Raw genomic sequence first — 25,158 nt, 5'->3', positions numbered from 1 at the left:
GGATTGTTCCAATTCACTCTGAGTCTGCTGCTGGATTGCTTGGGATTGTTCCAATTCACTCTGAGTCTGCTGCTGGAGTGCTTGGGATTGTTCCAACTGGCACTGAGTCTGATGGAGTTGTAACTGAGATTGTTCCAATTCACTCTGAGTCTGCTGCTGGATTGCTTGGGATTGTTCCAATTCGCTCTGAGTCTGATAGAGTTGTAACTGGGATTGTTCCAATTCACTCTGAGTCTGCTGCTGGATTGCTTGGGATTGTTCCAATTCACTCTGAGTCTGCTGCTGGATTGCTTGGGATTGTTCTAATTCACTCTGAGTCTGCTGCTGGATTGCTTGGGATTGTGCCAATTCACTCTGAGTCTGCTGCTGGATTGCTTGGGATTGTTCTAATTCACTCTGAGTCTGATGCTGGATTGCTTGGGATTGTTCTAATTCACTCTGAGTCTGATGCAGTTGTAACTGGGATTGTTCTAATTCACTCTGAGTCTGCTGCAGTTGTAACTGGGATTGTTCTAATTCACTCTGAGTCTGCTGCTGGATTGCTTGGGATTGTGCCAATTCGCTCTGACTCAGTTGCAATTGCAACTGACATTCTGCCAATTCACTCTGAGTTTGCTGTAAGAGAGCCTTGTTTTGCTCGAATTCTGTCCGCGTCTCATAGGGCATATTGTATAACAGAGGACTCGGCTCAACATTTAATTTCAAGTGAAAGTCACTTGAAAGCTTGGAAAGCTCGATAACTGCGATCGCATTTGCTTGAGAAAAAGGCGAGCCGTATTCCACATAACTCAGTTCAAGAGCATCTAACTCTTCCCAAAGCACGTTAAAACCACGGTCAGTTGTTTCTCTGTTTATTAGCTTTAAGCAATTAACTGAGAGAGCCTCTTTAGGAATTCCATATTTTTTACCTAAAAGATACAAATACTCTTTACTAAACTGAATATACCATTCCCCATCTATAAGTTTTCCAAAAGGAACGGTAATCAAAGCTTTGCCATCAGGAGCCAGTAGGTCGTATATCTTAGCAATTGCTTTTAATGGACCTTCACGATCGCGGTTTTCTTCCTGCTCTCCATATCCACCCGAAGGATCTCCTTTTTGTCCAATGTGTTCGACTGTAGAAAGTGAGACAATCGCGTCGTATTTGTCTTCGGACGGCAGGTTCATTAAGTCTTCATTATCTACCCCTACTTCTACTTCAAATTTATCTACAATTCGTCTTGATGTTATACCAAGCGTTTCACTCAAATGATTTTCATAATGAGAGAGTACATTTCCCACTTCAAGTATGCTTGCTGGTTTTTGGAGAGCTGCCAAAAAGTTAAAAGCAATAGGTATCTCTACAGCTCTTTCGGTAGGATTATTAAATTTTATACGATTGTAATAAAACTCTTGTTGAGTAAAAAAAAACGTTCTTTTCCATTCGTGCATTGGGGCTTCTCCTGTCTTTCGTATATTAAATTTAGTTTGCTTTGAGAGTTTTGTGAATTGACGCAATTGATACTGATACCGATTCCATGCGACTAATCTGCAAGTCAACCCAATTTTTCCATAAATGCTCCCCAAGCGCAGCTTATATTACAGAAATTTCCGTTAGTCTATTAGGACTGGCGTCTAGCGCTATATGTTCCTGCCGATTTAATCTCGCCTCAAGCACTGTCGCCAGAATTTCTGACAACGCATGATGACTTTCACCTGTTGCACTTACCCAGCCCTCTGGCTGTTCGTGCTACAACATCAAGTAGCTCGCCTCTCAAGAGTTCAGGATTCAACCACAGTTTACACTAAGATCTGGTCATTAAGGTTACATCTTGTCAAATGTACACAACTTAGTTTAATCTGAACTGGCTCATCAGCTTAGCACTATTGCCAGTAACTCAAGAGGGAAGCCAAAAAACAGCAGTTGATTATTTGGACGAGGGCGATCAACTTCTTGAGTCAGGGAATCTGGAAGGGGCGATTGGCTGTCGTTTTGATGTTGTTGGGGTGTTGGACTCCCTCATAAAGTTAAACTCTGTTTCTTTAAATCTAAGCGACTCCAGCCTGCTCTAGCAGATTTTTCAGGGAATCAATGTTAACAAGTGTATCTTCATAACCATCTTTGTAGTAAACGAGTTGACGCAACTGAGGACATTGAATTCCTGAACCTACCAAATAGTAGTAATCAAGTCTCTGGTAATGGCTAATCAGTTCGCCAATTTGAACGACCTGGTGGGGCGAGAAAATTTCGATAACTTTAGTTCCCGGCTGGCAAAAAACAAGGTTGCTGACTGCTGAACCGTGCATCAGGACTACAACCTCAGCCTCAGCCATCAATGAGACTTGTTCAGCAAAGGATATTGACTCTGCGAAGATTCTTGTAAAACCCAGCTCATTCAAAAGATTTAACACTTCATATTCATTAATTGTTCTCCGTTCTGTTCCCGCATTCCGACTGATATATATACGCTTTAGCTGCCTTGATTTTGATGGTACTGCTAGGGGAAGAAACTTGCTTCTGAGGAAATCGCACGCCCATTTGGTTGGGAAACACTGAAAACCGGGATAAGAGGGAACAACTAATTTGTTAGCTTTTATATGGGCATGGTTCTTGGTTTCTATGATTTTATTGACGGGAATACCCAACACCTCAAGGGTTTCTTTTTGAAAAGGTGATCGGTAACCGTTAATTAAAAACTTGTCAATACTGCCCAGATCAATTCCACTTAGTTGTAACAATCCTATCCTCGGAAGTAAATCTAACATCCAATGGTAAAAAATGAGTCCAGTATCTACGGATAAGACAGCTACAGTACCATTAATATGCTCAACAAGTGGTAAATTGGTTGCTGAGAAAATAGGATGTCGGTCTCTGGGTATGCCAGGGCAGGTAGAAACATCAAGCAATAACTGATTATCTGAGGTTATAACAGCAGTTTCAGTGTTATAGCCGTACTCGCAATACCGACCGTCTGGTATTGTGACTACAAATGTGGCGGGCGACTCAAATTGACTCCACCAACTACTATTCAATATCGGATAGAAAGCTCTATCTATTGTTTGCGGCGGTGCTGAGAGCGAGAAGTGATGAGGAGAGTGGAGTTCTATGTAGTTAGTTTGCTTTAATGGAGATGCAAGTACCCACTCCCGCACAGTGCCATAACACCCTTGCGGAAGTGCAGCAGGCTGTGCTTTTTGAAAATACAAGTTAGCTTCTTCCTGTCTGCCTTGCTGTTGGAGAATACTGCCTATATAAGTTTGGGCGATCGAACCAAACCTGTGATGTTCTAAATCGATTAGGTCTTGGAAACACGAAATAGCTTCATCGAACTTAGATTGTGCATGAAGTAAGCCTCCCAATAGCAGATAAGCCCCAACATATTCGGGATCTAGTTGGATAGATCTTTGGTAAAATTTAATTGCTTCGTCAAAATTATTCTGGTGTGACTTTGCCTCTCCTATATAAAAGTAAACTTCCGCCCGTTCGGGATGCTGCTGAATAACTTTTTGATAGGAGGTAATTGCCTCATCAAGTTTGTTTTGCTGTGCTAATGCTTGCCCGATATAAAAGTAAATTTCCGCCCATTCTGGATGCTGCTGAATAGCTTTATAGTATGAGGTAATTGCCTCATCAAGTTGATTTTGCTGTGCTTGCGCTTTCCCTAAATCGAAGTAGATTTGAGCGGCGTCGGGGGAGTCAGATTGAATTAAGAGCGACTTTTGGTATGCCTGTATGGCCTCACCTGCCTTGCCCCTTGCTGCTAGGAGTTTCCCTAAACAAGCGTATAATTCGGCTGAGTCGGGTTGATTTAGTAAGGCTTTGAAAAATTTCGCTCTCAGAGCCACCTGTGCATCGGGTTGGTTCTGGGCGGCTAGATTGTTGGCCCAACGACTGTAGGCTAGCACGAGGTCTGATTTTGACCGAATTGCCTGGTGATAGGCGGCGATCGCCTCATCCCATTTGGCTTGTTTTGCCCATTGAGCTCCAACATGCCAGTAAGTTTCCTCTTCAGAAGCTGAGGCTATCGCTTCCCACACCCACTTAAATTCTACTGATTGTTGCATTCCGGCGAGAATTGTTCTGCGCGTAATGCTCTTGTCCCCGAGGAGCTTGATATACCACTGTTTGCCTGCTTCATCTGGATAGCGGAGCAAATATTTACGGTAAGCTGCTTGCAAAAACTCTTCATCGCTAAGGTGATAATGGGTTAGCAGAAATTGTACGTCGTTTAGTTTAAATTCTTCGGGTATTGAATGGGTGTTTAATTTTTTCGGGTTCTCCCACAAAAGAGGCTCGCTATTCCAAGGATCGAAGGGGATTAGTTTCTCGGTTGACCAGTCGGGACGAAAGAAGAACTTGCCTGTTTCGTTAAGCATACACGCTGCAAACGAAAAACTGCTATTTGATATAGCGACAACATCGCACTGGCTCAATATGTAAAAATCTGAATAAAAGTCTGCTTCCGACACATTAGCACCTAAATCTTGTGCTGTTACTGGGTTGTATTCTGCAAAATCTCCGATAACTTTTCCAATTTCGTCGCTAGCAATGAATAGTACAGGTTCATCCAGCCTTTCCCAGAGACCCCTGAGCCACTCTTTATACCATTCGCTAGGTGCTGGTAAGAAAGGTACTGTATTAAACTGGCTGTAGTCCCCGCGGCGCAGGTGCAGACCTACAACAGTTTTGCCTAGAGAACGCAGGCAAGCGATCGCAGCTTGCATTTTTGTTTCAACTTCTGCCGCTGGTTTAAATAACGAGCGCACGTAATCTTTGTAGGGAGCGTAATATTTTGTGTGGTACTGGCAGTAACCCGAAAAGTCTACATTTTTGTAAATTGTTGGCGAATTGGGGATAATAGCTTCTGCAAACCAAACAGAAAATGTTCCATCTTGTTGCCTAACTTCTTGAAGTTGAGGTAATTTCTGAGAAATCGGCTGGTCTTGATGACCAAATAGATACTGTCCTATCCAAGCCGGTGTCTCGCACCGGAGATTATGCTGTTTGGCATAGATTCTTAAAAAAGCGTACTCAAATATCTGGTTGCCAAATCGATTGATGTCAAGTTCCGACATAGTAACCGCTGGCTTTTTGACATAAAACGCATCCCCCCAAGACGGGTGAAGCGGGGTTGTTGTTGCAACACGATCGAAACCGTAATTCTCCAAAAATTCGTCAATTTGGTCAATCAAGGCGCAGCCTTCGTACAGTTCTTCGTAATTTACTTCTGTGTTAATTGCTTCTACATATTTCAGTAAGTTAGTCGCTCCTTGCAAAGCCAAAAGTTCTGCACCTTGGATATCTATGTTGAGGATATTAAAATCCCCCGGTTCCAGTTCCAGTTCTTGCAGCAGGGTATCTAGAGTTTTTGATTCTACTGTTACTTGGTGAGTTTCCTGAATGGTGGGATAAATCTCTGCATGAAGCTTTAACGGCAAAATCGAACTGCTTTGATCCATTGAAGTGACGTGCAAGTTGACCGTGCCATTTCTATCGCTCGCAGCACAATTAACTGCTTGCACGTTGGGGAATCCTGCTATTTTGATCTGCAATCTTTCAAACACTTCTGGGTTAGCTTCGATATACAATACCCTTTGTATGCCCATAGCTTGGTACAATGCAGTTTCATTACCTTCGTGAGCTCCAACGTGAACCACACCGCGCGGAACGATGGAATGCTGCGTACAAACTTGCTGTAAATCCAGCATTTGGGGTGCTTCACCCAAAACTGTCGATCGAAAACGTTCGTTTACTGCTAAGAAAATGCTCCACTGATAATTTTCATAATCGGGCTGAAAATTATGGCAATACTCTAATCCATCTGGTTGAATCTTAAATATTGCATACCGCAAATTTTGAAAATATTCAAAAACTTGTTTTAGAGTTTTTTTCGAGTCTATGTAAGTGCCACCGTATTCAAATTGAATGTAATCAATTTTTCCCTTACTTAATAAATTTTTGGCTCCCTCTAGTACATCTAATTCGCCACCTTCCACATCTATCTTTAAAAAATTAATGTGGCTAATTTCTTGTCTTTGACAGTAATTATCTATAGTAGTTGTCAAAACATTTAGAATTTGAGGTGGCTTAATATCATATTCCTTTTCCGCCTGCAACCTCCGGTAAAATGTACTCCATTCCGGAGACTCCTGGTAATAAGCAAACTGATTTGATTCTTCTTGTTTCCCTAGCGCATAGTTATTGGCAATAACTTGACTCTTACAAATTCCTTCTGATAAATTTTGTAAAAGAATTTTGTAAATTTTAGGAACTGGTTCAAACAGGTGGATCTCTGTTTTAGGAAATTGATTAAATACTTCCTCAGTCCAACTGCCCACATTCGCACCTACATCAAAAACTACTTGCCCGGATGCGATGAATCTTTCGATACACCGCAATTCGCCGCTGTGCAAGGTTGTCTTGGCTCCGGGTCTATGTTTTGCCTGTTTTTCAGGCGTTGAACTAATATGGCCTTCAATCCAGTACGGTATAATAATCGGTTGCGGCTCTACTATTTTTGGCTGGGCCTCTACTGCTTGCATACTCTCTCTTCCAGTCCTTAAAGAAATAGGACGTTGAGTAATATTTCCGTACCAATTATCTTTACCTTCACCGCACATATACTGCCAATCTGCCTCAGCAATCAGATGAGCAAAAGGAGTGATGCTGTCGGCCAAGATTAACGACCAATTATTACTTCTTGAAAATCTCACCAAATAAGATTCAATGCCTTGTCTGTGGCAATAATAAGTATTCGGGAGCGTCAACATTTTAGAACCCGTCGCTAACTGCCGGAAAGCAAAGGTGTGAGTGTCTAACGCACCAGAAGACTCAGAATAACCTCTTGCTCTCACCCAGCTTTCTTTGGTAAACAAATAGTTGCCACTCGATCCCGGCACATCGTGCCGAGAGAAAAAGTCCGCTAAAGTAATTTGGTCTTGATAAATCCATTTATTAATAATATTTTGCTGGCGTCCTTCAAAGAAATGAATTTCTTGGAATGCAGCTACATCTGCACCGGAATTAACCAAAAATTCTTTTAATTTTTGGATGCTTCCTGGAACTAAAATATTATCGGAATCTAAGCAGAACAGCAAAGGATGGCTGGCATTTTGGACAGCGGTATTTCTCGCTGCTCCGCCCCCTTTGTTAGTTTCGTGGCGGAAAATCTTGATAAATGGATACTTGATTTTGAGGCATTCCAGTATACCTGTTGTATTATCCGCAGAGCAGTCATTAACAATAATTAACTCATCCCCTTGTTCAAAATTTCCATTTAAAATCGAGTCAACCGACTCTTCGATAGTCTGTTCGCAGTTATAAGCAGGGATAAAAAAGCTAATATTCGTGGGTTGCTTTTCTACCCACCAAACTCCCTCGCCCTCAAGGTGAACTTGCCAGTCTAACCTTCTGAAAAACTCATCAATAGCTTGTTTTACGCCTGGAAAAGCAATGTGTCCATAATCATGACCGCTAATCAAACCCCCTACTCTAATTTTGCTATACCAAGTGCAGAGGTCTTGCCAAACCCCTTGGTAGGAATGCTCTGCATCTATGTAGACAAAATCAAGCAAGCCATCAATTTGCCCAATAGCCTGCTGTGAATTTGAACGAATCAGCCTAAATCTATCTCCAAAGACAGCTAGGCGATTTTTCGTTGTTTGACAGAGTATGTCAAAATCTGCCTGCGGGAGGTTCATGGGGTCGTCGTAAGAGTCACTGTGTTGATAGCTGTCAATCCCGTACAGTAGTTCAAGATTTGTATTGCTGAGTATAGCTTCGGAATGACCTCCAAACGCCACACCGATCTCTGCACCTACTTTTAAATTGAATTTCTGTATCAGCTCTGGTATAAATTTGTAGGCAGGCTTCCAACTTTCTTCGTGAAGTGACTTCTTTTGTTCAACCAGTTCGCTAGTTTGCATTTGACTTGTTTTCCTCTTGTAGTTCTTATATAACAGTTTTAACGTCATCAACTAATCTCTAGTTACAATGGAATCTTGAGAACCGGACAGTATCTAGAAATTCGCTCTCAAATATGCGCTCGAACACATAACCTAAACTTGACCAACTTGGCTCTATCCCCTCCTTCATTTTGTCATAATCGCGATCGTGACTAATTACCGGATTATTAGTATAGGCAATCCATTCACCTCGATATTTTTTCAACCCTCGGCGATTAGCTTTGTACCACTCATTCGCCGTTGGATATTCTGCGGCCATATTTTCACCTCCTAATTTTCCCTCAAATCATCCTCGCCTCCACCATCATCCGCACCACATCGGGCATTTTATATTTTGCCTCCCAGCCCAATTTTTCTTTTGCCTTACCCGGATTTCCCCTCCCAACTGCAATCTCCGTCGGTCTGTAAAGACTCGCATCGGTTACTAAATGTTCCTGCCAATCCAAACCCGCTGAAACAAACGCTGTCTGCACAAACTCCTCCAAAGGATAGCTTACACCCGTGGCAATTACATAATCGTCCGGTTCTTCCTGCTGCAACATCAAATACATCGCCTCCACATATTCCGGTGCCCAACCCCAGTCCCGCTGCACTGAAATATTTCCCAAATGCAGTTTTTCGGAACTGCCCGCAGCAATTCGGCACACCACAGATACAATTTTTTGGGTAACAAATCTCTCCGGTCGCAGCGACGACTCGTGATTGAACAAAATACCAGAACACGCAAACAAATTGTAAGCTTCCCGATAATTTGCTACTTCCCAAAATGCCGTTGCTTTCGCCACTGCGTAAGGACTTCTGGGGCGAAAAGGCGTATTTTCATCGGCTGGATTGCCTCGGGTATCCCCAAAACATTCGCTGGAACTGGCGTTGTAAAGTTTAATTTTGCCGCCTGTAAAGCGAATTGCCTCTAATAGATTTAAGGTGCCTGTGGCAATGCTTTCGAGGGTTTCTACGGGTTGTTCAAAAGACAAGCCGACAGAACTTTGGCCTGCTAGATTGTACACTTCGTCGGGCTGAATTTTCGCTAGTACCTGCAAGACGCTGCGAAAATCGTTGAGAGACATGGATTCTAGTTTCACTCTGTCTCGGATGCCCAAACGAGCCAGGTTTCCGAAACTAGAAATTTGGGCGTCCCTGGATGTGCCGCAAACTTCATAACCTCGATCAAGTAACAGTTTAGCTAAATAAGCTCCATCCTGACCTGATATACCACTAATTAACGCTTTTTTCATATCACATTTTGTTTTCAACACTGTACCGTAGCTGTTGCTATTTTTTCAGCTTTTTAACTTTTATAGCCGGAATTTTTATTTTTTTAATATTTGGGATTTTCCGAGAACTTAACCAAAGCAATTTTAAGCGATTACTACAAAAAAAAAACAAATTTATTATCAAGCAGGCCCGAAAGCCCGAGCGAAGTATTATTGCAAAAAGTTTGATCGATAGCTGGGAGTAGCAGCATAAGCATATAGTAGGGGCAGGGCACTGCCATGTCCCTACTATATTTCCTTTTGTACTCGCCAACTATCGACTGCCAAAAGTGTCTACCCCTCGAAAACAGAAATAACCACTTAGCTAGAAATCGACTCAAAAGTACAAAATATCAGGATTTTTTACCTTCTGCCGAATGACTAATGCCTTCTGCCTTCGGGTACTAGGCTTCCCATCTTTGGGCGACTAATTCAGCCAAGTCAACCACCCGCTGACTGTAGCCCCACTCATTGTCGTACCAAGCCAAAACCTTTACCATGTCGCCATCCATCACCAGCGTTAAGCTGGAATCCAGAATCGAAGAAGCATCACTTCCGCGATAGTCGCATGAAACTAAAGGCAAATCGTTGTACTCTAAAATCCCTTTCATGGAGCCAGAGGCAGCTTCTTTGAACACTTGATTTACTTGCTCGGTAAAAGTCTTTTTCTCTACCTGAGCCACAAAATCAACTACCGACACATTGGGAGTCGGCACGCGCATGGCAATACCGTTTAACTTGCCCTTCAATTCTGGAATCACCAAAGCCACAGCTTGGGCCGCTCCGGTAGAAGTCGGCACAATATTCATTGCGGCTGCCCGGGCCCGCCGCAAGTCGCGGTGGCTGGCATCCAGCAAGCGCTGGTCGCCAGTATAGCTGTGGGTAGTGGTCATCATGCCTTTGACGATGCCAAAATTTTCGTGAAGCACTTTCAGTACAGGAGCTAGACAGTTAGTAGTACAGCTAGCATTGCTGATGACAGTGTAGTCACTGTGCTTGTAGTTGTGGTGGTTGACTCCCATCACATAAGTGCCAACTTCAGAACCCTTGCCGGGAGCGGTAATTAGCACTTTTTTAGCGCCGGCAGTGATATGCTTCGATGCACCAGCTTGGTCAACGAAGACGCCGGTCGCTTCAATAATCAGATCAATACCCCAATCTTTCCAAGGCAAGTTTAGCGGGTTGCGATCGCTCACGCATTTAACTGTCTTGCCGTTGAGAGTAATGGAATTTTCATCCGCACTGATGTCCACATTCTTCAACGTTCCCATCATGGAATCGTATCTGAGCAAGTGAGCATTACTTCTGGGATCGGAAGTGTCATTAATAGCTACCAACTCTAGCTGGCTGTTTTCTCGGCCCAGCCAGCAGCGCGCAAAACTGCGCCCGATACGTCCAAAACCATTGATCGCGACTCGAATCACTTTAGTACCTCCTAACGATGGCAGCCCCTAGCTCAGGCTTAAATTTTGGAAAAATTTAAGAATTGACTTATGACACAAGATCATATCGCAAAGGTCGATCCTTTATAACTTTTTGTGTCGATCAAAAAAGCTTGAACTTTTCTAGAAGGCTGAAATTGCAAGGCAGAAGGCATTAGGCTTTCTGCCGCTGGTTACTGGTAAAGCTGATGGGCTGCAATATAAGTCCCGACAACTTCCGGGACTAAGTAGCGGAGGTCGATCCTTTCGGCGCAGCAGCGGCGGATGTGGCTCGACGAAATCTCGATCGCAGGCATGGACAGCACCTGCCAGCGAATTTCCACGTCCAAAAGAGCCATTTGTTCGGCAACTCGTCGGCCCACAGCATTTGCCTGAACCTGCATCCTGTCCCCTGCAGAAGCGAGGGGTTTTCCACCAGGACAATCTCCCCACTCGGACAGTTCCCCAACCTCCCCGCTTTCTGCAGTCTCTCGATCTCCCTGAGTCGGACGTGGGGCCACCAACCAGTCGCACAACCCGGCAATTTCGCAGCACCGATGCCATTTGGGGAGAGTAATGAGTGCGTCACTACCAATAATCCAGTACCAGCGATGATCGCCTGGATACAATTTTTGCAAATACAGCAGGGTGTCGATCGCAAAAGAACTGTCGGAGGGATTTGCCGACCGCGGCGAAATTAGGAAGTCGGGGCGATCGCCGATCGCCAGAGCGAGCATTTCCCGCCGCTGCTCAAAACTTGCCAAATCCGGGCGCTCTTTGTGAGGAGGAGAGCGATCCGGTACCCAAATGACTCGATCGAGAGCAAATTGACTCGCAGCCGTCTCGGCTACCAACACGTGACCCCAGTGAACCGGATCGAAAGTCCCCCCCAAAATCGCTATTTTCCCCATATTTCCCCAAGATCAGGATTAATACAGACATCGCGCCAATTTTATGTTTATACACTTTTAACCATAAGCTCGTTTATTAGAAAACCCTGGCTTTACATCGGAGACAAACCCCTGGACGACCCTAGTTTCGACGATCGTCCTGGATGCTGAAACCGGTTTTTTCAACCCCCTTAATTCGTTCAAACCTTCAATAATACTTAAAAAACCCGGTTCTGAGCGTCGGAGTGGGTGCGGGACTGGATGATTAATCTTGCCAAGATTAATCCCAACTTGTTTTGAGTGCGCGATCGACCGCCTGAGCATTCGTTTGTGGGCGACCGAAAAAGTTTTGAGGGTAGATATGCTTAGCGCACTGGTAAAAATTTTAAGGGCTGCCAAGAGCGTCGATCGGCTTCTCGATCAAAACCCATGATTTCGTTTGATCTATGTCTTTGCGACTATTTCGACTAACTACATAACTTGTATATATACAATAAAATAATAATATATACTATAGCTGCGATCGTGTCAATCTCTGACTTTCAAGAAAAAATGACCGTACGAGTAGATAAATGACTATAAAAGGAGCGAAATTTTGTTGTTCGTGGTAGTGTTTGTAAATCCTTATGGGTTTTACCCTCAATCTTGGTAGAAAGGTTGTGGGGCTTTTGCTGCCGTATGCCAGCACAGCAGGCGGATCGAAATAGAAAGAATGCAGGAGTATGCAACCACCCAAAATTAATCTATTAGCCCCGACCCCAGACCCCGTTTTCTCTTACCTGCAATTTTCGAGCTGTGACTGTTCCGGAAAACTACTCGGTACTAAGTCATATAGGATACAAGACAAACATCTCTACAAGTCCCTCAAATCTAGGGAGGCGCAGAGAATTTGGTACAAAATCTCTAGCGAACTGTATCCTGAAAAAACAATTCTTGATATGATATCGCGTGTTATTGGCGTGGTGTGGTGTGTGAGGAGCAAAGATGCCGAGTTCTGTTGATTTTAGCGGTAAACCATTTCATTTCATCGGCATTGGTGGGATTGGGATGTCAGCCCTTGCCTACATTCTAGCTAAACGTAAGTTGCCTGTGTACGGCTCCGACATTAAATCGAGTCACATAACCGAGCGCTTGCAAGGAATGGGAGCTCATATTTTTTGGAGTCAAGACGCCAGCAATTTTGAATTATTTCAAACGGCCCTTAACGGTAGCAGTCCCGACTGCGGGCAACAGGAAAGGGCAGTATCCTCGATAGTCGCCGGTACGGTAGGGACTTCTGTCGCGACAGCCGAAGCTCTCCAATTGAACGGCAACGGTTCAAGCACCCAAGCAATTCGGGGATTGCCTCAAGTAGTATGTTCGACGGCTATTCACCCAGCCAATGCCGAATATCGAGCTGCTTTAGATTTGGGCTATCCGATTTTTCATCGATCGGATGTGTTGGCAGCGTTAATTCAAGATTACCAAAGCATAGCCGTAGCCGGGACTCATGGCAAAACTACTACTAGCAGCTTAATCGGCTTCATGCTGATGGCTGCGGGTCTAGACCCGACGATCGTGGTAGGAGGCGAGGTAAATGCTTGGGAAGGCAATGCCCGTTTGGGGGAAGGGCCTTACTTAGTTGCCGAGGCTGATGAATCCGACGGTTCTCTCGTCAAGCTGGTAGCCAAAATTGGCATAGTGACGAATGTGGAACTGGATCATCCAGACCATTACGATACCCTTGACCAGGTAATAGACACATTTAAGGTGTTTGCCCAAAACTGTCAAACCTTGGTGGGCTGCATTGATGACCAAATCGTCAAAGACTGTCTTGGGCCTCATGTCAGTTATAGCTTGCAGCCGGAAAGCGGTGCTGACTACACGGCTTCGGGCGTGGAGTACGGAGCCGCAAGCACCAAGGCTGGCATTTGGGAGCGAGGAGCTTTCCTGGGGGAAATGGAGTTGAAGTTGCTAGGCAAACACAATCTCAGCAATGCACTAGCTGCGGTAGCAGTAGGCCGATTGTTGGGGTTAGAGTTCTCGGCGATTGCCAAAGCGATTGCTGGCTTTGAAGGAGCTCGCCGCCGTTTTGAGGTGAGGGGTTTTCACAATGACATCCTGTTTGTGGACGACTACGCCCACCATCCTAGCGAAATTCGCGTTACCTTGGCGGCGGCTCGCTTGCGGATCGAAGGTAGCGAAAAAAATCCCAAATCCCGAAGAGTGGTTGCAATTTTTCAACCCCATCGGTACAGCCGGACTCTGACATTTTTGCCAGAATTTGCTCAATCTTTTGGGGATGCTGATTTGGTTGTGGCTTGCGATATTTATAGTGCTGGGGAACCGAATTTAGGAGAGATTAGCGGGCAGCAGGTTGCTGATTTGATTGCTAAAGAAGGTCGAGAGGTTGAGTTTGCGCCTTCCCTGGAGTCAGTCACTAAGTTTTTAACCAAAAATCTGCAACCGGGGGATTTGGCTCTGTTTTTGGGCGCTGGTAATCTGAATCAGATTATTCCAGAGGTTATGGCTTTTTATCAACAAGCCGATCGCCCGGATTAGCTCAATCATCCGTCCAGAAGAGTTGAGCCACAGCTAGGGCGGTGCAGGTTATACCGACACTGCTGAAAGGCTCGCTCAAAGGGGCGGCATAAGTTAGGTAAATGAATTTTCAACCACGTCTTTGAGCGCAGGTATTTTTAAGGATTTTCAAGATGGTGACTATCTCGAATGACTCCTCTGTTAAGGACAATCGGCGAGTGTATTCTCCTATTTCTTTGCGGGGAACTGATTGCAAGATTAACTCCCAAGTTTCGTTGGCGGGCCTGACTTCCTTCCGAGTCGGTGGCCCGGCCGAGTGGTACGTTGCTCCCCGCAGTATGGAGGCTTTGCAAGCGAGTTTTGCCTGGGCTGACTCTGAAGGGATGCCCGTGACTCTGCTGGGTGCAGGTTCTAATTTGTTGGTGAGCGATCGGGGTTTGTCCGGTTTGGTCGTTGGCACTCGCTACCTCAAACAGGTGAATTTTAATCCAGAAACAGGTCAAGTTACAGCGGGGGCGGGGGAGTCAATTCCCCGCCTCGCTTGGTTGGCGGCTAAACGGGGCTGGAAAGGTCTAGAATGGGCAGTCGGCATACCGGGTACAGTGGGAGGGGCTGTGGTGATGAATGCAGGCGCTCACAGAGGCTGTACTGCTGATATTCTAGTCAACGCTCGCGTCCTATCCCCTGGTGGCAAGGTGGAAATTCTGACTCCCCAAGAGTTGGAGTACCGCTACCGGACTTCGGTGCTGCAAGGGGGCGATCGGCTAGTAACAGAAGCGACTTTCCAGTTACAGCCGGGATTCGACCGATCGCAAGTCATGGCAGAAACTAATGACCATTTCAGCCAGCGACGGACAACTCAACCTTACCACTTACCGAGCTGTGGCTCAGTCTTCCGCAACCCCGGCCCCAAGACGGCAGGTTGGTTCATCGAACAAGCGGGACTGAAGGGATATCAGATCGGCGGCGCACAAGTAGCTCAGCGCCATGCTAATTTTATTCTTAACTGCGGGTCGGCAACGGCCAATGATATTTTTCAAGTGATCCGCCACGTTCAACAGCAAGTCGAGCAGCGGTGGTCGCTGTTGTTGGAGCCAGAAGTTAGAATACTGGGAGAGTTTCCCTTCTAAGGCATCATTGAAGTAATACGGAAACGGCAGACTGCCAGCCCACACACCATCACAAAGTAGTTATGACAAAATCAGGACAAGGATTTGGCTTCGGCCTGGGAAAAATGAAAGAACTGACTGAAGCTTTCAAAAAAGCTCAGCAGGTTCAAGAAGGAGCTAAAAAGCTCCAAGAAGAGTTGGATGTAATGGAAATTGAGGGAACTGCCGGCGGTGGCTTGGTCAAGGTTTTTCTCAGCGGCAACCAAGAACCCCGCCGCGTGGAAATCTCACCGGATGCCCTCGGTGAAGGTGCGGATGTGGTTTCTGAACTCGTCACGGTGGCGATGCAGGATGCTTACGCTAAGTCTACGATGACGATGCGGGAGAAAATGGAAGAACTTACCGGTGGACTAAATCTCCCCGGTTTCGGTTAGTCATTAGTCATCAGTCAATTGTTGACTGTTGACTGTTGACTGATTAAACTTTCTGGAAAACCGCTATAGTAAGGTGCGTCGCTGCTCCAGGTTCGATGGAACTTGCAGATTGACTCTGAAAGCGACGCACCCTACAAATTAGCACTGTTGACTGTTGACTGACTAATAACTAATAACTAATAACTAATAACTACTAACTAATGACTAAATTATTGTTTGTCTGCCTCGGAAATATCTGCCGATCGCCCTCAGCAGAAAATATTATGAATCACTTAATTGAACAAGCTGGTTTGAGAGATCGCATCACCTGCGATTCGGCCGGAACTGCTAGCTATCACATTGGCAGCCCCCCTGACAGGCGGATGGCATTGGCGGCGAGGAAGCGAGACATTGAATTGCTAGGCGAAGCCCGCCAATTTGCCAGGCAAGATTTTGAAAATTTTGATTTGATTCTGGCTATGGATCGGGAAAATTATCGCAATATTCTTTCCCTGGACTCTGCTGGAAAGTATAAAGATAAAGTGCGGCTGATGTGCGATTTTTGTCAGAAATACGATATTAAAGAAGTGCCAGATCCTTACTACGGTGGCCCAGAGGGATTCGATCGAGTAATTGATTTGCTGCACGATGCTTCCGAGGGTTTGTTAAACTACGTTGTCAGTCTGAAAAAATTAACAGTTGGCGATCAGCAATCAATTTAAATTAAAACAGTGGTTTTTTCCGCCCGAATATTACCAATGCTGTAGCGGGGACAACGCTAACCAAACTCGTAGCTAGGGATATCACAGTTGTTCCCGATCCCGCTCCCAAAATGATACTGGGTGACAAAGAAAAAGTTAAACTGGTCAATACAAAATGGGAAGAATTGATACTCAAAGCAGCAATTGGCAGCAAAATAGATGGATACCAAGGCATTAGCCAAGGTGTAGCAAACAAAAACAAAGTGAGAGTCGTCCATCCAATATCTGATACCAAATTAATTTCTGAATCTTTTTGGCGGAATAATGATTTAATTAACGTCCCTGCATAGTAAACAATCCAGCTTAAATACGCAAAATATTTGAGGAATGATAGAATATTTTCCCTAGTTTCAACACTTACATTGGGCAAAAAATTCATAAATAAATTGAGCGCCTGGTGAAACGAGCGAGCTGTCGCCCCGGAGGTTGCCGGATTTAAAACACTTCTCCAAGCTGAAACTGTGGGCATAAATGTATAAGTTATCACCGCGATAATTAATAAAGAAAGCAAGACTGATGCTGCTAAATCTCTCCACCGACGCTGCTTGCACAGGAAAGCAAAAACTAAGGGGAACCAAATTATAGGTAAGGTTTTTATTAAAAAACCCACCAAAATTGCTAAAATTGCAAAAACATAACGTTGGTAATAAATACATCCTATTAAAACAATCAATGTATTAGCTACTAAAACGTCAAGGTGAGCATTAGCTATTTGCTCGTTCAATAGCATGGGGTTGACTAAATAGGCCATTGTTATGAAGTTGCGGTGTTCGTAATTTGTTAGCAAGCGCCAAATTAAGTAGGCGTTGAGTGTGTGTACCAACACGCAGATTATTTTAAAAATATAAACTGCTAGTAAAGGGCTAATGGGTACACCAAGTGCTGATAGAGCAAAAAAGAATAAAGAAACTGGGCCGTAGGTAGAAGTTTGCCGCCAGTGGAGGAACGGAGATAAGTTAGAAACGAAGCTATCGGAACTATTAAGATAAGGATTGATTTTATGTAAGCTCATCGTTCCGTAGTGCAAGTACAAATAAATGTCACTGCTTTGGGGATAAGCTATGAGGGCAAGTGCCAGGAAGGGGATTGCATACTTGCAAATGTCTAGAAAGCTGTAACTTGTCTGTTGTTTTTTAGTTAACCAGATAATATATGTAACTGTTGCTATCAAGTAGGAACCATTAATTAGAACTCGGATGAGGCTGAAACCGCTGGTAGGGTAATCGTTATAGTTGTCTCCACCCTGTAAAACGCTGTAATACTTGGTGATTCCCATTGAGGTCATGGCAATACAGAAAATTATCGAAGCTGCTAATGCTGCAGCATATAGAATTTTCTGATTTTTTAAGTAATTGTTGGCCATGATGTTATTTATTCAGCGTGGTAAGTGCAGGTAATTTTCTTGCCCATAGCGTTGACTGTTATCTGACTAAATGGTGTTCCATCGCAAAGCGAACGAGTTCTGCTCGGTTGTTGCTTTCAGTTTTTCTGAACAAGCTGCTGACGTGCTTTTCGACAGTGCGGGGGCTGAGGTGGAGCCGATCGCCTATTTGAATATTAGAAAGACCTTCTGTCAGCAAATCTAGCACTTCTCGCTCTCGCTGCGTCAAAGTCGGAGCATTTTGGGTTGGAGATGCCCGTGAAGCGGAGCTATCCCGTAGGGAATCGCCTGTGTTTGACTTTTGAGTTAAAAAATCTGCTTCTGGCTGGCCATTGGCTCTGCTGCGTGCCTCTGTTGGCGTTGGTTCGGCTTCCGGGGAACGAGAGGGGGCCTGAGCGATTAGAGCGTAGCGATCGAGCAAAGAGCGAATAACCGCCCCCAATTCTTGGAGTTCAAAAGGCTTAGCCAGATAATTGTCGCACCCCATCTGATAGCCCCGAATCCGTTCCTGCGTGCTCGTGCGTTCCGTCAAAAAAATCACCGGCAGCAAGCGGAAAGCGGGACGAGTCCGAACTCGTCGCACGAATTCGTAGCCATCCATCTCGGGCATTGTAATGTCGGTAACAATCAAGTGGGGCTGAAATTCATCTACCAGGCCTAAAGCTTCTTTGCCGTTCTCAGCAGCGATTACAGAGTATCCGGTAATTTCTAGATAATCAGTAATTGACAAGCGAGTCGCGAAATCGTCGTCAGCAACCAGAATCGTTAATGGCATGGGGGAATTAAAAATTAAACATTAAAAGTGACTAATTTCACTTTTAATGTTTAATTCTACTGTTTAATTCTCTTGATAACTTGCAGTTAAAGTAGCCGGTTGTCCTAATTTGCCCTCCAAAGCTACGCCGCGCCCGTTGGCTGCCAAATGCCGCAGAGTTTTGTAAATTGTCTCGATTTGCTCTGGCTTTCCTGCTTTTTTGGCTATTTCTGCGACAGACAGAGGTTTTTGGGCGTCTTTGAGCACTTGCAGTACCCGTTGCTGCAAGTCCAACACAGCAGCGGCAGCTTTTTTGCCGGCTTCCACACCCGGTTGGTGATAGGCATTGACATTCACTAAGGAACCGTAAAAACCTACTGCTCTTTCGTAGAGGGCGATTAATGCTCCTACCGTCCGAGGGTTTACTTGCGGTATTGTCAGAGTAATCGAATCTCGGTGGTTTTCGTACAAAGCTTGTCGAGTTCCTTGCAACAAACCAGACAAATAATCTCCCGAGGTGACGCCGGTTTCTACTTCTGGGGAAATGCCTTGCCTGTCTTGTAAAACTTCGATAAATGTTAGAAAGAAATTCGGCACGCCGTCTCGCAGTTGCTGGACGTAGGCGTGTTGGTCGGTGCTGCCTTTGTTGCCGTAAACTGCGATGCCTTGATGAACTGTGTTGCCGTCTAAATCTTGCTGTTTGCCGATCGATTCCATGACTAATTGCTGCAAGTAGCGGCTGAACAATAGCAGTGAATCTTTATAGGGCAAAACTACCATATCTTTTTCGCCACGTCCGTTGCAAGCAAAATACCAGGACATTGCTAACAAGGCGGCGGGATTGTTTTTTATTTCGGTGGTTCTGGTAGCTTCGTCCATAACCTTAGCGCCGTCGAGCATCGCCTGAATGTCGATGCCTTGCAAAGCTGCTGGCAAAAGTCCTACTGCTGACAGTTCCGAAGTGCGCCCTCCCACCCAGTCGGCCATCGGGAAGCTGCCAATCCAGCCTTCGGATTTGGCTAAGTTGTCTAGTTTGCTGTCTGTTCCAGTGATCGCAACTGCCTGTTTGGCGAAGTCGAGTTTTTGGGCGGCGAAGGCTTTTTGAACTTCAATCATGCCGTTGCGGGGCTCGGGGGTGCCGCCGGATTTGGAGATAGTAATTACTAATGTGCTGGCGAGTTTGTCTTTGATTTTGTTGAGGATTCGATCGATCCCAGCGGGATCTGTGTTGTCGATAAAATGAATTGCTAGGGGCGGAATGTCCGGGGATAAAGCTTCGGAGACAAATTGGGGGCCTAGGGCGGAACCACCGATGCCGATCGAAATTATGTCGGTAAATTGCGGAGCAAATGGCGGTTTAATATCGCGGTTTTGAACTTTTTTGACAAATGTTTCGACTTGTGCTAGGCCTTCGACTATTTCTTGTTTTAATTCTGGAGTGGGAGCTAAATCGGGGTTTCGCAACCAGTAGTGGCCCACCATGCGGTTTTCGTCGGGATTGGCGATCGCACCTGCTTCTAAAGCTGCCATGTCTTTGAAAGCTTTGTCAAATTTGGGCTTCAATGCTGCTGCGAAAGCGTCGTCGAATCCCATGCGGCTGATATCGAGGTAAAGTCCCAATCCCTCGTGATAGTAAAGCCAGTCTTGATAGCGTTGCCAGAGTGCTGCGGCGTCCATAGGAATTCTCTACAATTTTTTTAATGTTCGATTGGCGTCGTCAGGAATCCACCAATTGTAGTTTAAAACGATCTGATGTACGGCTTTTGCAGAATCCCAATAAATTTAAGCATTAGTCGTCTGAAGGCAGCCGGAGCCGAAGCCAGCCAGAGCATTCGGCAGAATTAAACAAGAAAAATAGGACTGGCGCAACACTCTTAGTAGGTAGATAGCTCATTAATGGTCACAGCCCATAGATAGATCGAAGAGGCAAAGAGATTTAAGTGTAGTCGGTGTTGGCGTTTGGGCCCTGGTTTAACAATATTCAAATGCGGGCGATCGGACTCGGTAAAATAGGCTTTGCGGTCAGGTTAAATATACTTTTAGCTGTCACTCAATAATCGGCTAAAAGTATATTTAACAACGGTCAACTATCTGAAGTGTAGTATAATATACAGATATTAGAATTAAAGTGCGATCGACTATGCTTGCTCTATCTCCAGAATTAAAAGAAAGGTTAGCAACTCCGCTCAAAATCGGCGATTTTGAAGTTAAAAGCCGTGTCCTGCAATCGCCATTATCCGGGGTTACCGATTTGGTATTTCGCCGCCTGGTGCGACGCTACGCGCCGGATTCGATGATGTACACGGAAATGGTGAACGCTACGGGTTTGCACTACGTGAAGCAACTGCCGAGAATTATGGAAGTTGACCCGAACGAGCGCCCGATTAGCATTCAATTGTTTGACTGCCGGCCGGATTTCTTGGCAGAAGCGGCCCAGAAAGCAGTGGCAGAAGGAGCGGATACTGTTGATATTAATATGGGCTGTCCGGTTAACAAAATTACTAAAAACGGCGGCGGTTCTTCCCTGCTGCGAGACCCGGAAACGGCCGAGGCAATTGTGCGAGCTGTTGTGGAAGCGGTAGATGTTCCTGTCACCGTTAAAACTAGAATCGGTTGGACAGACAAAGAAATTAATATTTTGGAATTTGCGAAGCGGATGGAAGATGCGGGAGCAAAAATGATTACCGTGCACGGCCGCACTCGATCGCAAGGTTACACAGGCCCGGCAAAATGGGAGTGGATTCGTCGAGTTAAAGAAGTTTTATCGATTCCAGTTATTGCCAACGGGGATATTTTTTCAGTGGAAGCAGCGATGCGATGTCTGGAAGAAACCGGCGCCGATGGAGTGATGTGTTCGCGGGGAACTTTGGGCTATCCTTTTTTGGTCGGAGAAGTTGATTATTTCTTGAAAACTGGTGTGGAAAAGATAGCTCCGACACCAATTGAACGTCTCGAATGTGCTAAGGAACATTTGCGGGCTTTGTGGGAATATAAAGGTGAAAGCGGTGTTTGCCAAGCGCGCAAGCACTTAACCTGGTATGCTAAGGGTTTCCCGGGCGCTGGGGAATTGCGGGGCGTGTTGGCTGTGGTAGAAACGGTGGAACAAGGTTGCGATTCGATCGATCGCACGATCGAGCAATTGCCCGCATAAACCTTACCCGCAGATGTCAACTAGGGATTAGAGAAACAAAACCTGCCTCTGCGGGCTAAGATTTAAGACAAAGTTAAAAATTTGTGTGTGGGGGAAAGCATGGATTCCTTAAAAGGGCGAGATTTATTAAGTCTGGCAGATTTAAGCATTGACGAATTAAATTATTTGCTGGATCTAGCAACCAGTTTAAAATCGGGAATGGTCAAGCTCAAACGCAATAAAGTTCTCGGCTTGTTATTTTCCAAAGCTTCAACGCGAACGCGGGTAAGTTTTACGGTAGCAATGTATAAATTGGGAGGGCAAGTGATTGACCTTAATCCCAACGTTACACAAGTCAGCCGCGGCGAACCTTTGGTAGATACAGCTAGGGTTTTAGACAGATATTTAGACATTTTGGCGATTCGGACTTTCGAGCAAAAGGATTTAGTAACTTTTGCCAACTATGCGAAAATTCCTGTAATTAATGCACTGACAGATGACGAACACCCATGTCAAGTGCTGGCGGATTTAATGACAGTTAAAGAGTGTTTTGGCAAGCTAGAAGGATTGACGCTGACTTATTTAGGCGACGGTAACAACATGGCAAATTCGCTGATGTTGGGCTGTGCAATGACGGGAATGAATGTAAGAATTGCTTGCCCTCACGATTTCCAGCCGAATGCTGAGATAGTAGAAAAAGCTAAGAATATTGCTAATGGAAAAACAGAAGTTACTGTGACGGCGGACGCAGAAGCTGCAGTGAAGAATTCTCAAGTGATTTATACTGATGTTTGGGCGAGTATGGGACAGGAAGAGGAAGCCAAAATCAGGATTCCTTTGTTTGAACCCTATCAGGTAAATGAACAATTGCTGAAGTTAGCAGATAAGAATGCAATTGTACTGCACTGTTTGCCCGCACACCGCGATGAAGAGATTACTGATGCAGTGATTGAAGGCAGTCAATCGCACGTTTGGGATCAGGCAGAAAATCGGATGCACGCTCAGCAAGCTTTGCTGGCAAGCATTCTAGAAAGCGATTAGGAAGTAGCTAAAAATTAATCTTTCAAGCGGTTTTTAATATTCCCTTTAGGGCGGGCTAGAAGCCCACCCCACAAGAAATTTAATTTTTGTGGGACGGGCATCTTGCCCGTTCTTAATGGGGTTTTCAATTTGATATAATTGGTGGCAACATTTCTTGAATAGCGATATTGACAGTGGGAAATTGCAGCGGTGAAATGCTCGCAGTTTCCCCAAGAATTACTTCGCTTTGATAGCCATTTTCAGTAGGTTCTCGAAAAAGGTGCAGTTGTCGGTCGCCCACATTTAGCACCCAATAATCGGCAATTCCCGATCGCGCATAAGCTTTGGCTTTAATTTCGCGATCGAAAGTTAAGCTGCTATCTGCCACTTCGATAATGAGATATACCTCTGAGGGAGTGGGATGGTGAGTCGCATAGTCAAAAGGATCGATTCTGACTACGGCGATATCTGGTTCGGGTTCAGAATTGTCATCAAGGGCGATCGGATCTTGCATACGTACCCAAGCCAGATTTCTAAAAATGTATTGCAGCAATCTATCTGTACGCCCTAAAGCCGAGGTGTGAGCAGTTCCTTTTGCACTCATTTTGATGATATTTCCTGAAAGTAATTCGACTCGTTCCTCTGGGTGAAAGAATCCCAACTCTCCCAATTTATGATACTCTTTAACTGTCCATTTACGGAGCGTGAAAGCAGATTCTGTGATTAGCATATTTCGATTGATAAATTTATAATTTGATGTGGGATAATTTTATTTTAGCTTATGATATTAACTGGTTCCCAGGCTCTGCCTGGAAACCGATATCTAGAGGCTCAGCCTCGCAAGTTTTTATGGAAATTGGAGGCAGAGCCTCCGGATATGCGTTACCAGGCAGAGCCTGGTAACGAGTAAAGCAGTTAAGATGCTCCGAAATTGATTTTTGTTACTTCACCGGCGACAACATTAACTGTTTGTTGAATTTGACTACCGTCAACTTTCAACTGATAAGTTCCCGGAGAAAGCTCGATCGCCCCAAACCATCCTTTACCATCCGCGCGCAGTTGACGGACCTGGCCAGCAGCATCGATCGACTGCAATGTCAAGTTCGCAGCGTCGCAAGTTCGATCGCACCGCTGCAAATTGCCGGCGATCGCACCTGTAGTCGGCCGCGACTTCCAAGGCATATCGGGAACCGCTGCTGCTGTCGCCCACACAGGCTGAGTTTCATAGGTTTTGCCCGTCGCAGCGTCAACGTATTGACTCGGCTGCGAAAGCGCGGTGTAAAACAAATCGTTGCTTTGGGGAACGTATTTCCAAGGCTGGCGGGGCAAATCACCGCTACCGCCCGATCGCAGTTCCACATTCGTGTACACGTTGCTGCTAGCGTAGGAATAGAGCACTGTACCTGCGACGTAATTTCCTTTCGCAGACGGCCCTTCGGCGCGGCGAACCTGCGCTAGGGTGTCTTCGATGTAGTTGAGGTAATTGCCGGGGCCGATCGCAATTTGGCGGTTGTACTGGTGGTCTTTGGCGAACTCGATCCAGTGGTCATAAGCGACTTTTTGCGATGGTTTGTACTCGCGCTGGTAAGTCATCGGCATCGCCATGTCTAAGATCCCTTCTTCCAGCCAAGCGCGCCAATCCTGCAATACTTCTTTGTAAGGCTGCGTTTGATACCACCCTGCCTCGTTTTGCGGGCCGTCTCCCCAGGCGATCGTGGCGGCGGTAATTTTAACACGCGGTTTGATTGCAAGGCTTTCTACATAAAGCTTCCGCACTAAATTTGTTACCTGATCGCGCCGCCACTGCATCCACGCGGGATCGGTGGGTGCGGGTTTGCCCGATCGACCTGTTTGCTGATTGAAACGGGCGATCGCAGTCGGATTGTAGCCCCAAGTCGGCCCGCCGTAGCGCACATAATCCAACTGTACGCCGTCCACATCGTAGCGCTTCAGCAAGTCCAAATAGACGGAAACAGTATAATCTACGGCGTCTGGATGGCCGGGATCGAGGAAACCGGGTGATTCCCCCCCGTAAGTCAGCATTGCCCAATTGTCGCGGCCCGCGGCCGAAGGCCCGTGTTGTTGCCAAACGTGACCGGCGGGAAGTTTGCTGCCCGAGACCACTGGCAGCGTCACCATCCAAGCGTATACTTCAATGCCTGCGGCGTGGGCTTTGTCAATTACATCTTGCAGTGGATCGAAACCGGCCGGAACGTTGGGATCGAGGGTGCGGGGTTCGATCGCACTCGTGTAAAAAGCATCGCCACGGCGGCGGACTTGGGCGACGATCGCGTTGGCATTTGCCCGCTGCGCGTCTGCGATCAATTTTGTGACTTCTTGAGGGGTTTTGAAGCCGGGGTTGAAGGCGTCCACCCAGAAGGCCCGAAATTCGGCGGTTTGGGTTTGCGGGGGCATAGTTGCGTTAGCACGGGATGGGAAGTTGGAGAACCAACCAGGAGTCAGCAGAAAACTAATTGTTAAGCCAATCAGGAACAAGCTTGACAAAAAGAATGTTTTGGTATTTCGCATCAGAAATGTGTGAGAGAGCGTTTAACAGTCCTT

Annotated in this window: 16 protein-coding genes and 1 pseudogene; 6 read left to right on the top strand and 11 right to left on the bottom strand. The window is 45.6% G+C overall.

Going from position 1 to position 25,158, the window contains the following annotated elements; genetic code table 11:
- The 6 genes and pseudogenes from QUA04_RS00505 to nadD form a co-directional block, all read right to left on the bottom strand.
- A pseudogene (locus QUA04_RS00505) lies at nucleotides 1-1,431 on the bottom strand (hypothetical protein); the annotation flags it as partial.
- Nucleotides 1,432-2,028: 597 nt separating this feature from the next.
- Nucleotides 2,029-7,905 (bottom strand): FkbM family methyltransferase, encoded by a 5,877-nt coding sequence (locus QUA04_RS00500; protein ID WP_333252753.1) that lies wholly within the window; start codon nucleotides 7,903-7,905, stop codon nucleotides 2,029-2,031.
- Nucleotides 7,906-7,963: 58 nt separating this feature from the next.
- On the bottom strand, nucleotides 7,964-8,203 hold the full coding sequence (locus QUA04_RS00495; protein ID WP_333252751.1) for a DUF5678 domain-containing protein: 240 nt from the start codon (nucleotides 8,201-8,203) through the stop codon (nucleotides 7,964-7,966).
- A 22-nt stretch (nucleotides 8,204-8,225) separates the two neighbouring features.
- The gene (locus tag QUA04_RS00490) at nucleotides 8,226-9,179 is read right to left on the bottom strand and encodes a GDP-mannose 4,6-dehydratase (RefSeq protein ID WP_333252749.1); all 954 of its coding nucleotides are present in this window, start codon (nucleotides 9,177-9,179) and stop codon (nucleotides 8,226-8,228) included.
- A gap of 422 nt (nucleotides 9,180-9,601) precedes the next feature.
- Nucleotides 9,602-10,621, bottom strand: coding sequence for a type I glyceraldehyde-3-phosphate dehydrogenase (locus QUA04_RS00485; protein ID WP_333102385.1), 1,020 nt, complete (start codon nucleotides 10,619-10,621; stop codon nucleotides 9,602-9,604).
- Nucleotides 10,622-10,812: 191 nt separating this feature from the next.
- Nucleotides 10,813-11,529 carry a nicotinate (nicotinamide) nucleotide adenylyltransferase gene (gene nadD, locus QUA04_RS00480; protein WP_333252747.1) on the bottom strand — a complete coding sequence of 239 codons (717 nt, stop codon included), beginning with the start codon at nucleotides 11,527-11,529 and terminating at the stop codon, nucleotides 10,813-10,815.
- A gap of 963 nt (nucleotides 11,530-12,492) precedes the next feature.
- Between nadD and murC the strand changes: the two genes are divergently transcribed.
- The 4 genes from murC (at nucleotide 12,493) to QUA04_RS00460 (ending at nucleotide 16,272) form a co-directional block, all read left to right on the top strand.
- On the top strand, nucleotides 12,493-14,049 hold the full coding sequence (gene murC / locus QUA04_RS00475) for a UDP-N-acetylmuramate--L-alanine ligase (RefSeq protein WP_333252745.1): 1,557 nt from the start codon (nucleotides 12,493-12,495) through the stop codon (nucleotides 14,047-14,049).
- A 152-nt stretch (nucleotides 14,050-14,201) separates the two neighbouring features.
- Nucleotides 14,202-15,158: a UDP-N-acetylmuramate dehydrogenase gene (gene murB / locus QUA04_RS00470; protein ID WP_333252743.1), complete on the top strand. Its 957-nt coding sequence runs from the start codon at nucleotides 14,202-14,204 to the stop codon at nucleotides 15,156-15,158.
- A gap of 62 nt (nucleotides 15,159-15,220) precedes the next feature.
- Nucleotides 15,221-15,571 carry a YbaB/EbfC family nucleoid-associated protein gene (locus QUA04_RS00465; protein WP_006634273.1) on the top strand — a complete coding sequence of 117 codons (351 nt, stop codon included), beginning with the start codon at nucleotides 15,221-15,223 and terminating at the stop codon, nucleotides 15,569-15,571.
- Between the two features lie 200 nt (nucleotides 15,572-15,771).
- Nucleotides 15,772-16,272 carry a low molecular weight protein-tyrosine-phosphatase gene (locus QUA04_RS00460; RefSeq protein WP_333252741.1) on the top strand — a complete coding sequence of 167 codons (501 nt, stop codon included), beginning with the start codon at nucleotides 15,772-15,774 and terminating at the stop codon, nucleotides 16,270-16,272.
- A 1-nt stretch (nucleotide 16,273) separates the two neighbouring features.
- Here QUA04_RS00460 and QUA04_RS00455 read toward each other — a convergent pair whose 3' ends face one another.
- The 3 genes from QUA04_RS00455 to QUA04_RS00445 all read right to left on the bottom strand — a co-directional run bounded on the left by QUA04_RS00455 (nucleotide 16,274) and on the right by QUA04_RS00445 (nucleotide 20,123).
- Nucleotides 16,274-17,674, bottom strand: a complete 1,401-nt coding sequence (locus QUA04_RS00455; RefSeq protein ID WP_333252739.1) for a hypothetical protein — start codon at nucleotides 17,672-17,674, stop codon at nucleotides 16,274-16,276.
- Nucleotides 17,675-17,732: 58 nt separating this feature from the next.
- Nucleotides 17,733-18,467: a response regulator transcription factor gene (locus QUA04_RS00450; protein ID WP_333252737.1), complete on the bottom strand. Its 735-nt coding sequence runs from the start codon at nucleotides 18,465-18,467 to the stop codon at nucleotides 17,733-17,735.
- A gap of 63 nt (nucleotides 18,468-18,530) precedes the next feature.
- Nucleotides 18,531-20,123 carry a glucose-6-phosphate isomerase gene (locus tag QUA04_RS00445; protein ID WP_333252735.1) on the bottom strand — a complete coding sequence of 531 codons (1,593 nt, stop codon included), beginning with the start codon at nucleotides 20,121-20,123 and terminating at the stop codon, nucleotides 18,531-18,533.
- Nucleotides 20,124-20,586: 463 nt separating this feature from the next.
- Between QUA04_RS00445 and dusB the strand changes: the two genes are divergently transcribed.
- Nucleotides 20,587-21,597: a tRNA dihydrouridine synthase DusB gene (gene dusB, locus QUA04_RS00440; RefSeq protein WP_333252733.1), complete on the top strand. Its 1,011-nt coding sequence runs from the start codon at nucleotides 20,587-20,589 to the stop codon at nucleotides 21,595-21,597.
- A gap of 99 nt (nucleotides 21,598-21,696) precedes the next feature.
- Nucleotides 21,697-22,617, top strand: coding sequence for an ornithine carbamoyltransferase (argF, locus tag QUA04_RS00435; protein WP_333252731.1), 921 nt, complete (start codon nucleotides 21,697-21,699; stop codon nucleotides 22,615-22,617).
- Between the two features lie 124 nt (nucleotides 22,618-22,741).
- On the opposite strand, the gene QUA04_RS00430 is transcribed toward argF, so the two are convergent.
- Nucleotides 22,742-23,326: a Uma2 family endonuclease gene (locus QUA04_RS00430; protein ID WP_333252729.1), complete on the bottom strand. Its 585-nt coding sequence runs from the start codon at nucleotides 23,324-23,326 to the stop codon at nucleotides 22,742-22,744.
- A 185-nt stretch (nucleotides 23,327-23,511) separates the two neighbouring features.
- A complete protein-coding gene (locus QUA04_RS00425; RefSeq protein ID WP_333252726.1) occupies nucleotides 23,512-25,125 on the bottom strand; it encodes a family 10 glycosylhydrolase in 1,614 nt (537 codons plus the stop codon).
- Nucleotides 25,126-25,158 lie beyond the last annotated feature (33 nt).

The sequence above is a fragment of the Microcoleus sp. S13_C5 genome (genome assembly GCF_036700845.1).
In the GTDB taxonomy this organism is placed as follows: Bacteria; Cyanobacteriota; Cyanobacteriia; order Cyanobacteriales; family Microcoleaceae; genus Microcoleus.
This window is presented reverse-complemented; position numbering and strand designations above follow the sequence as displayed.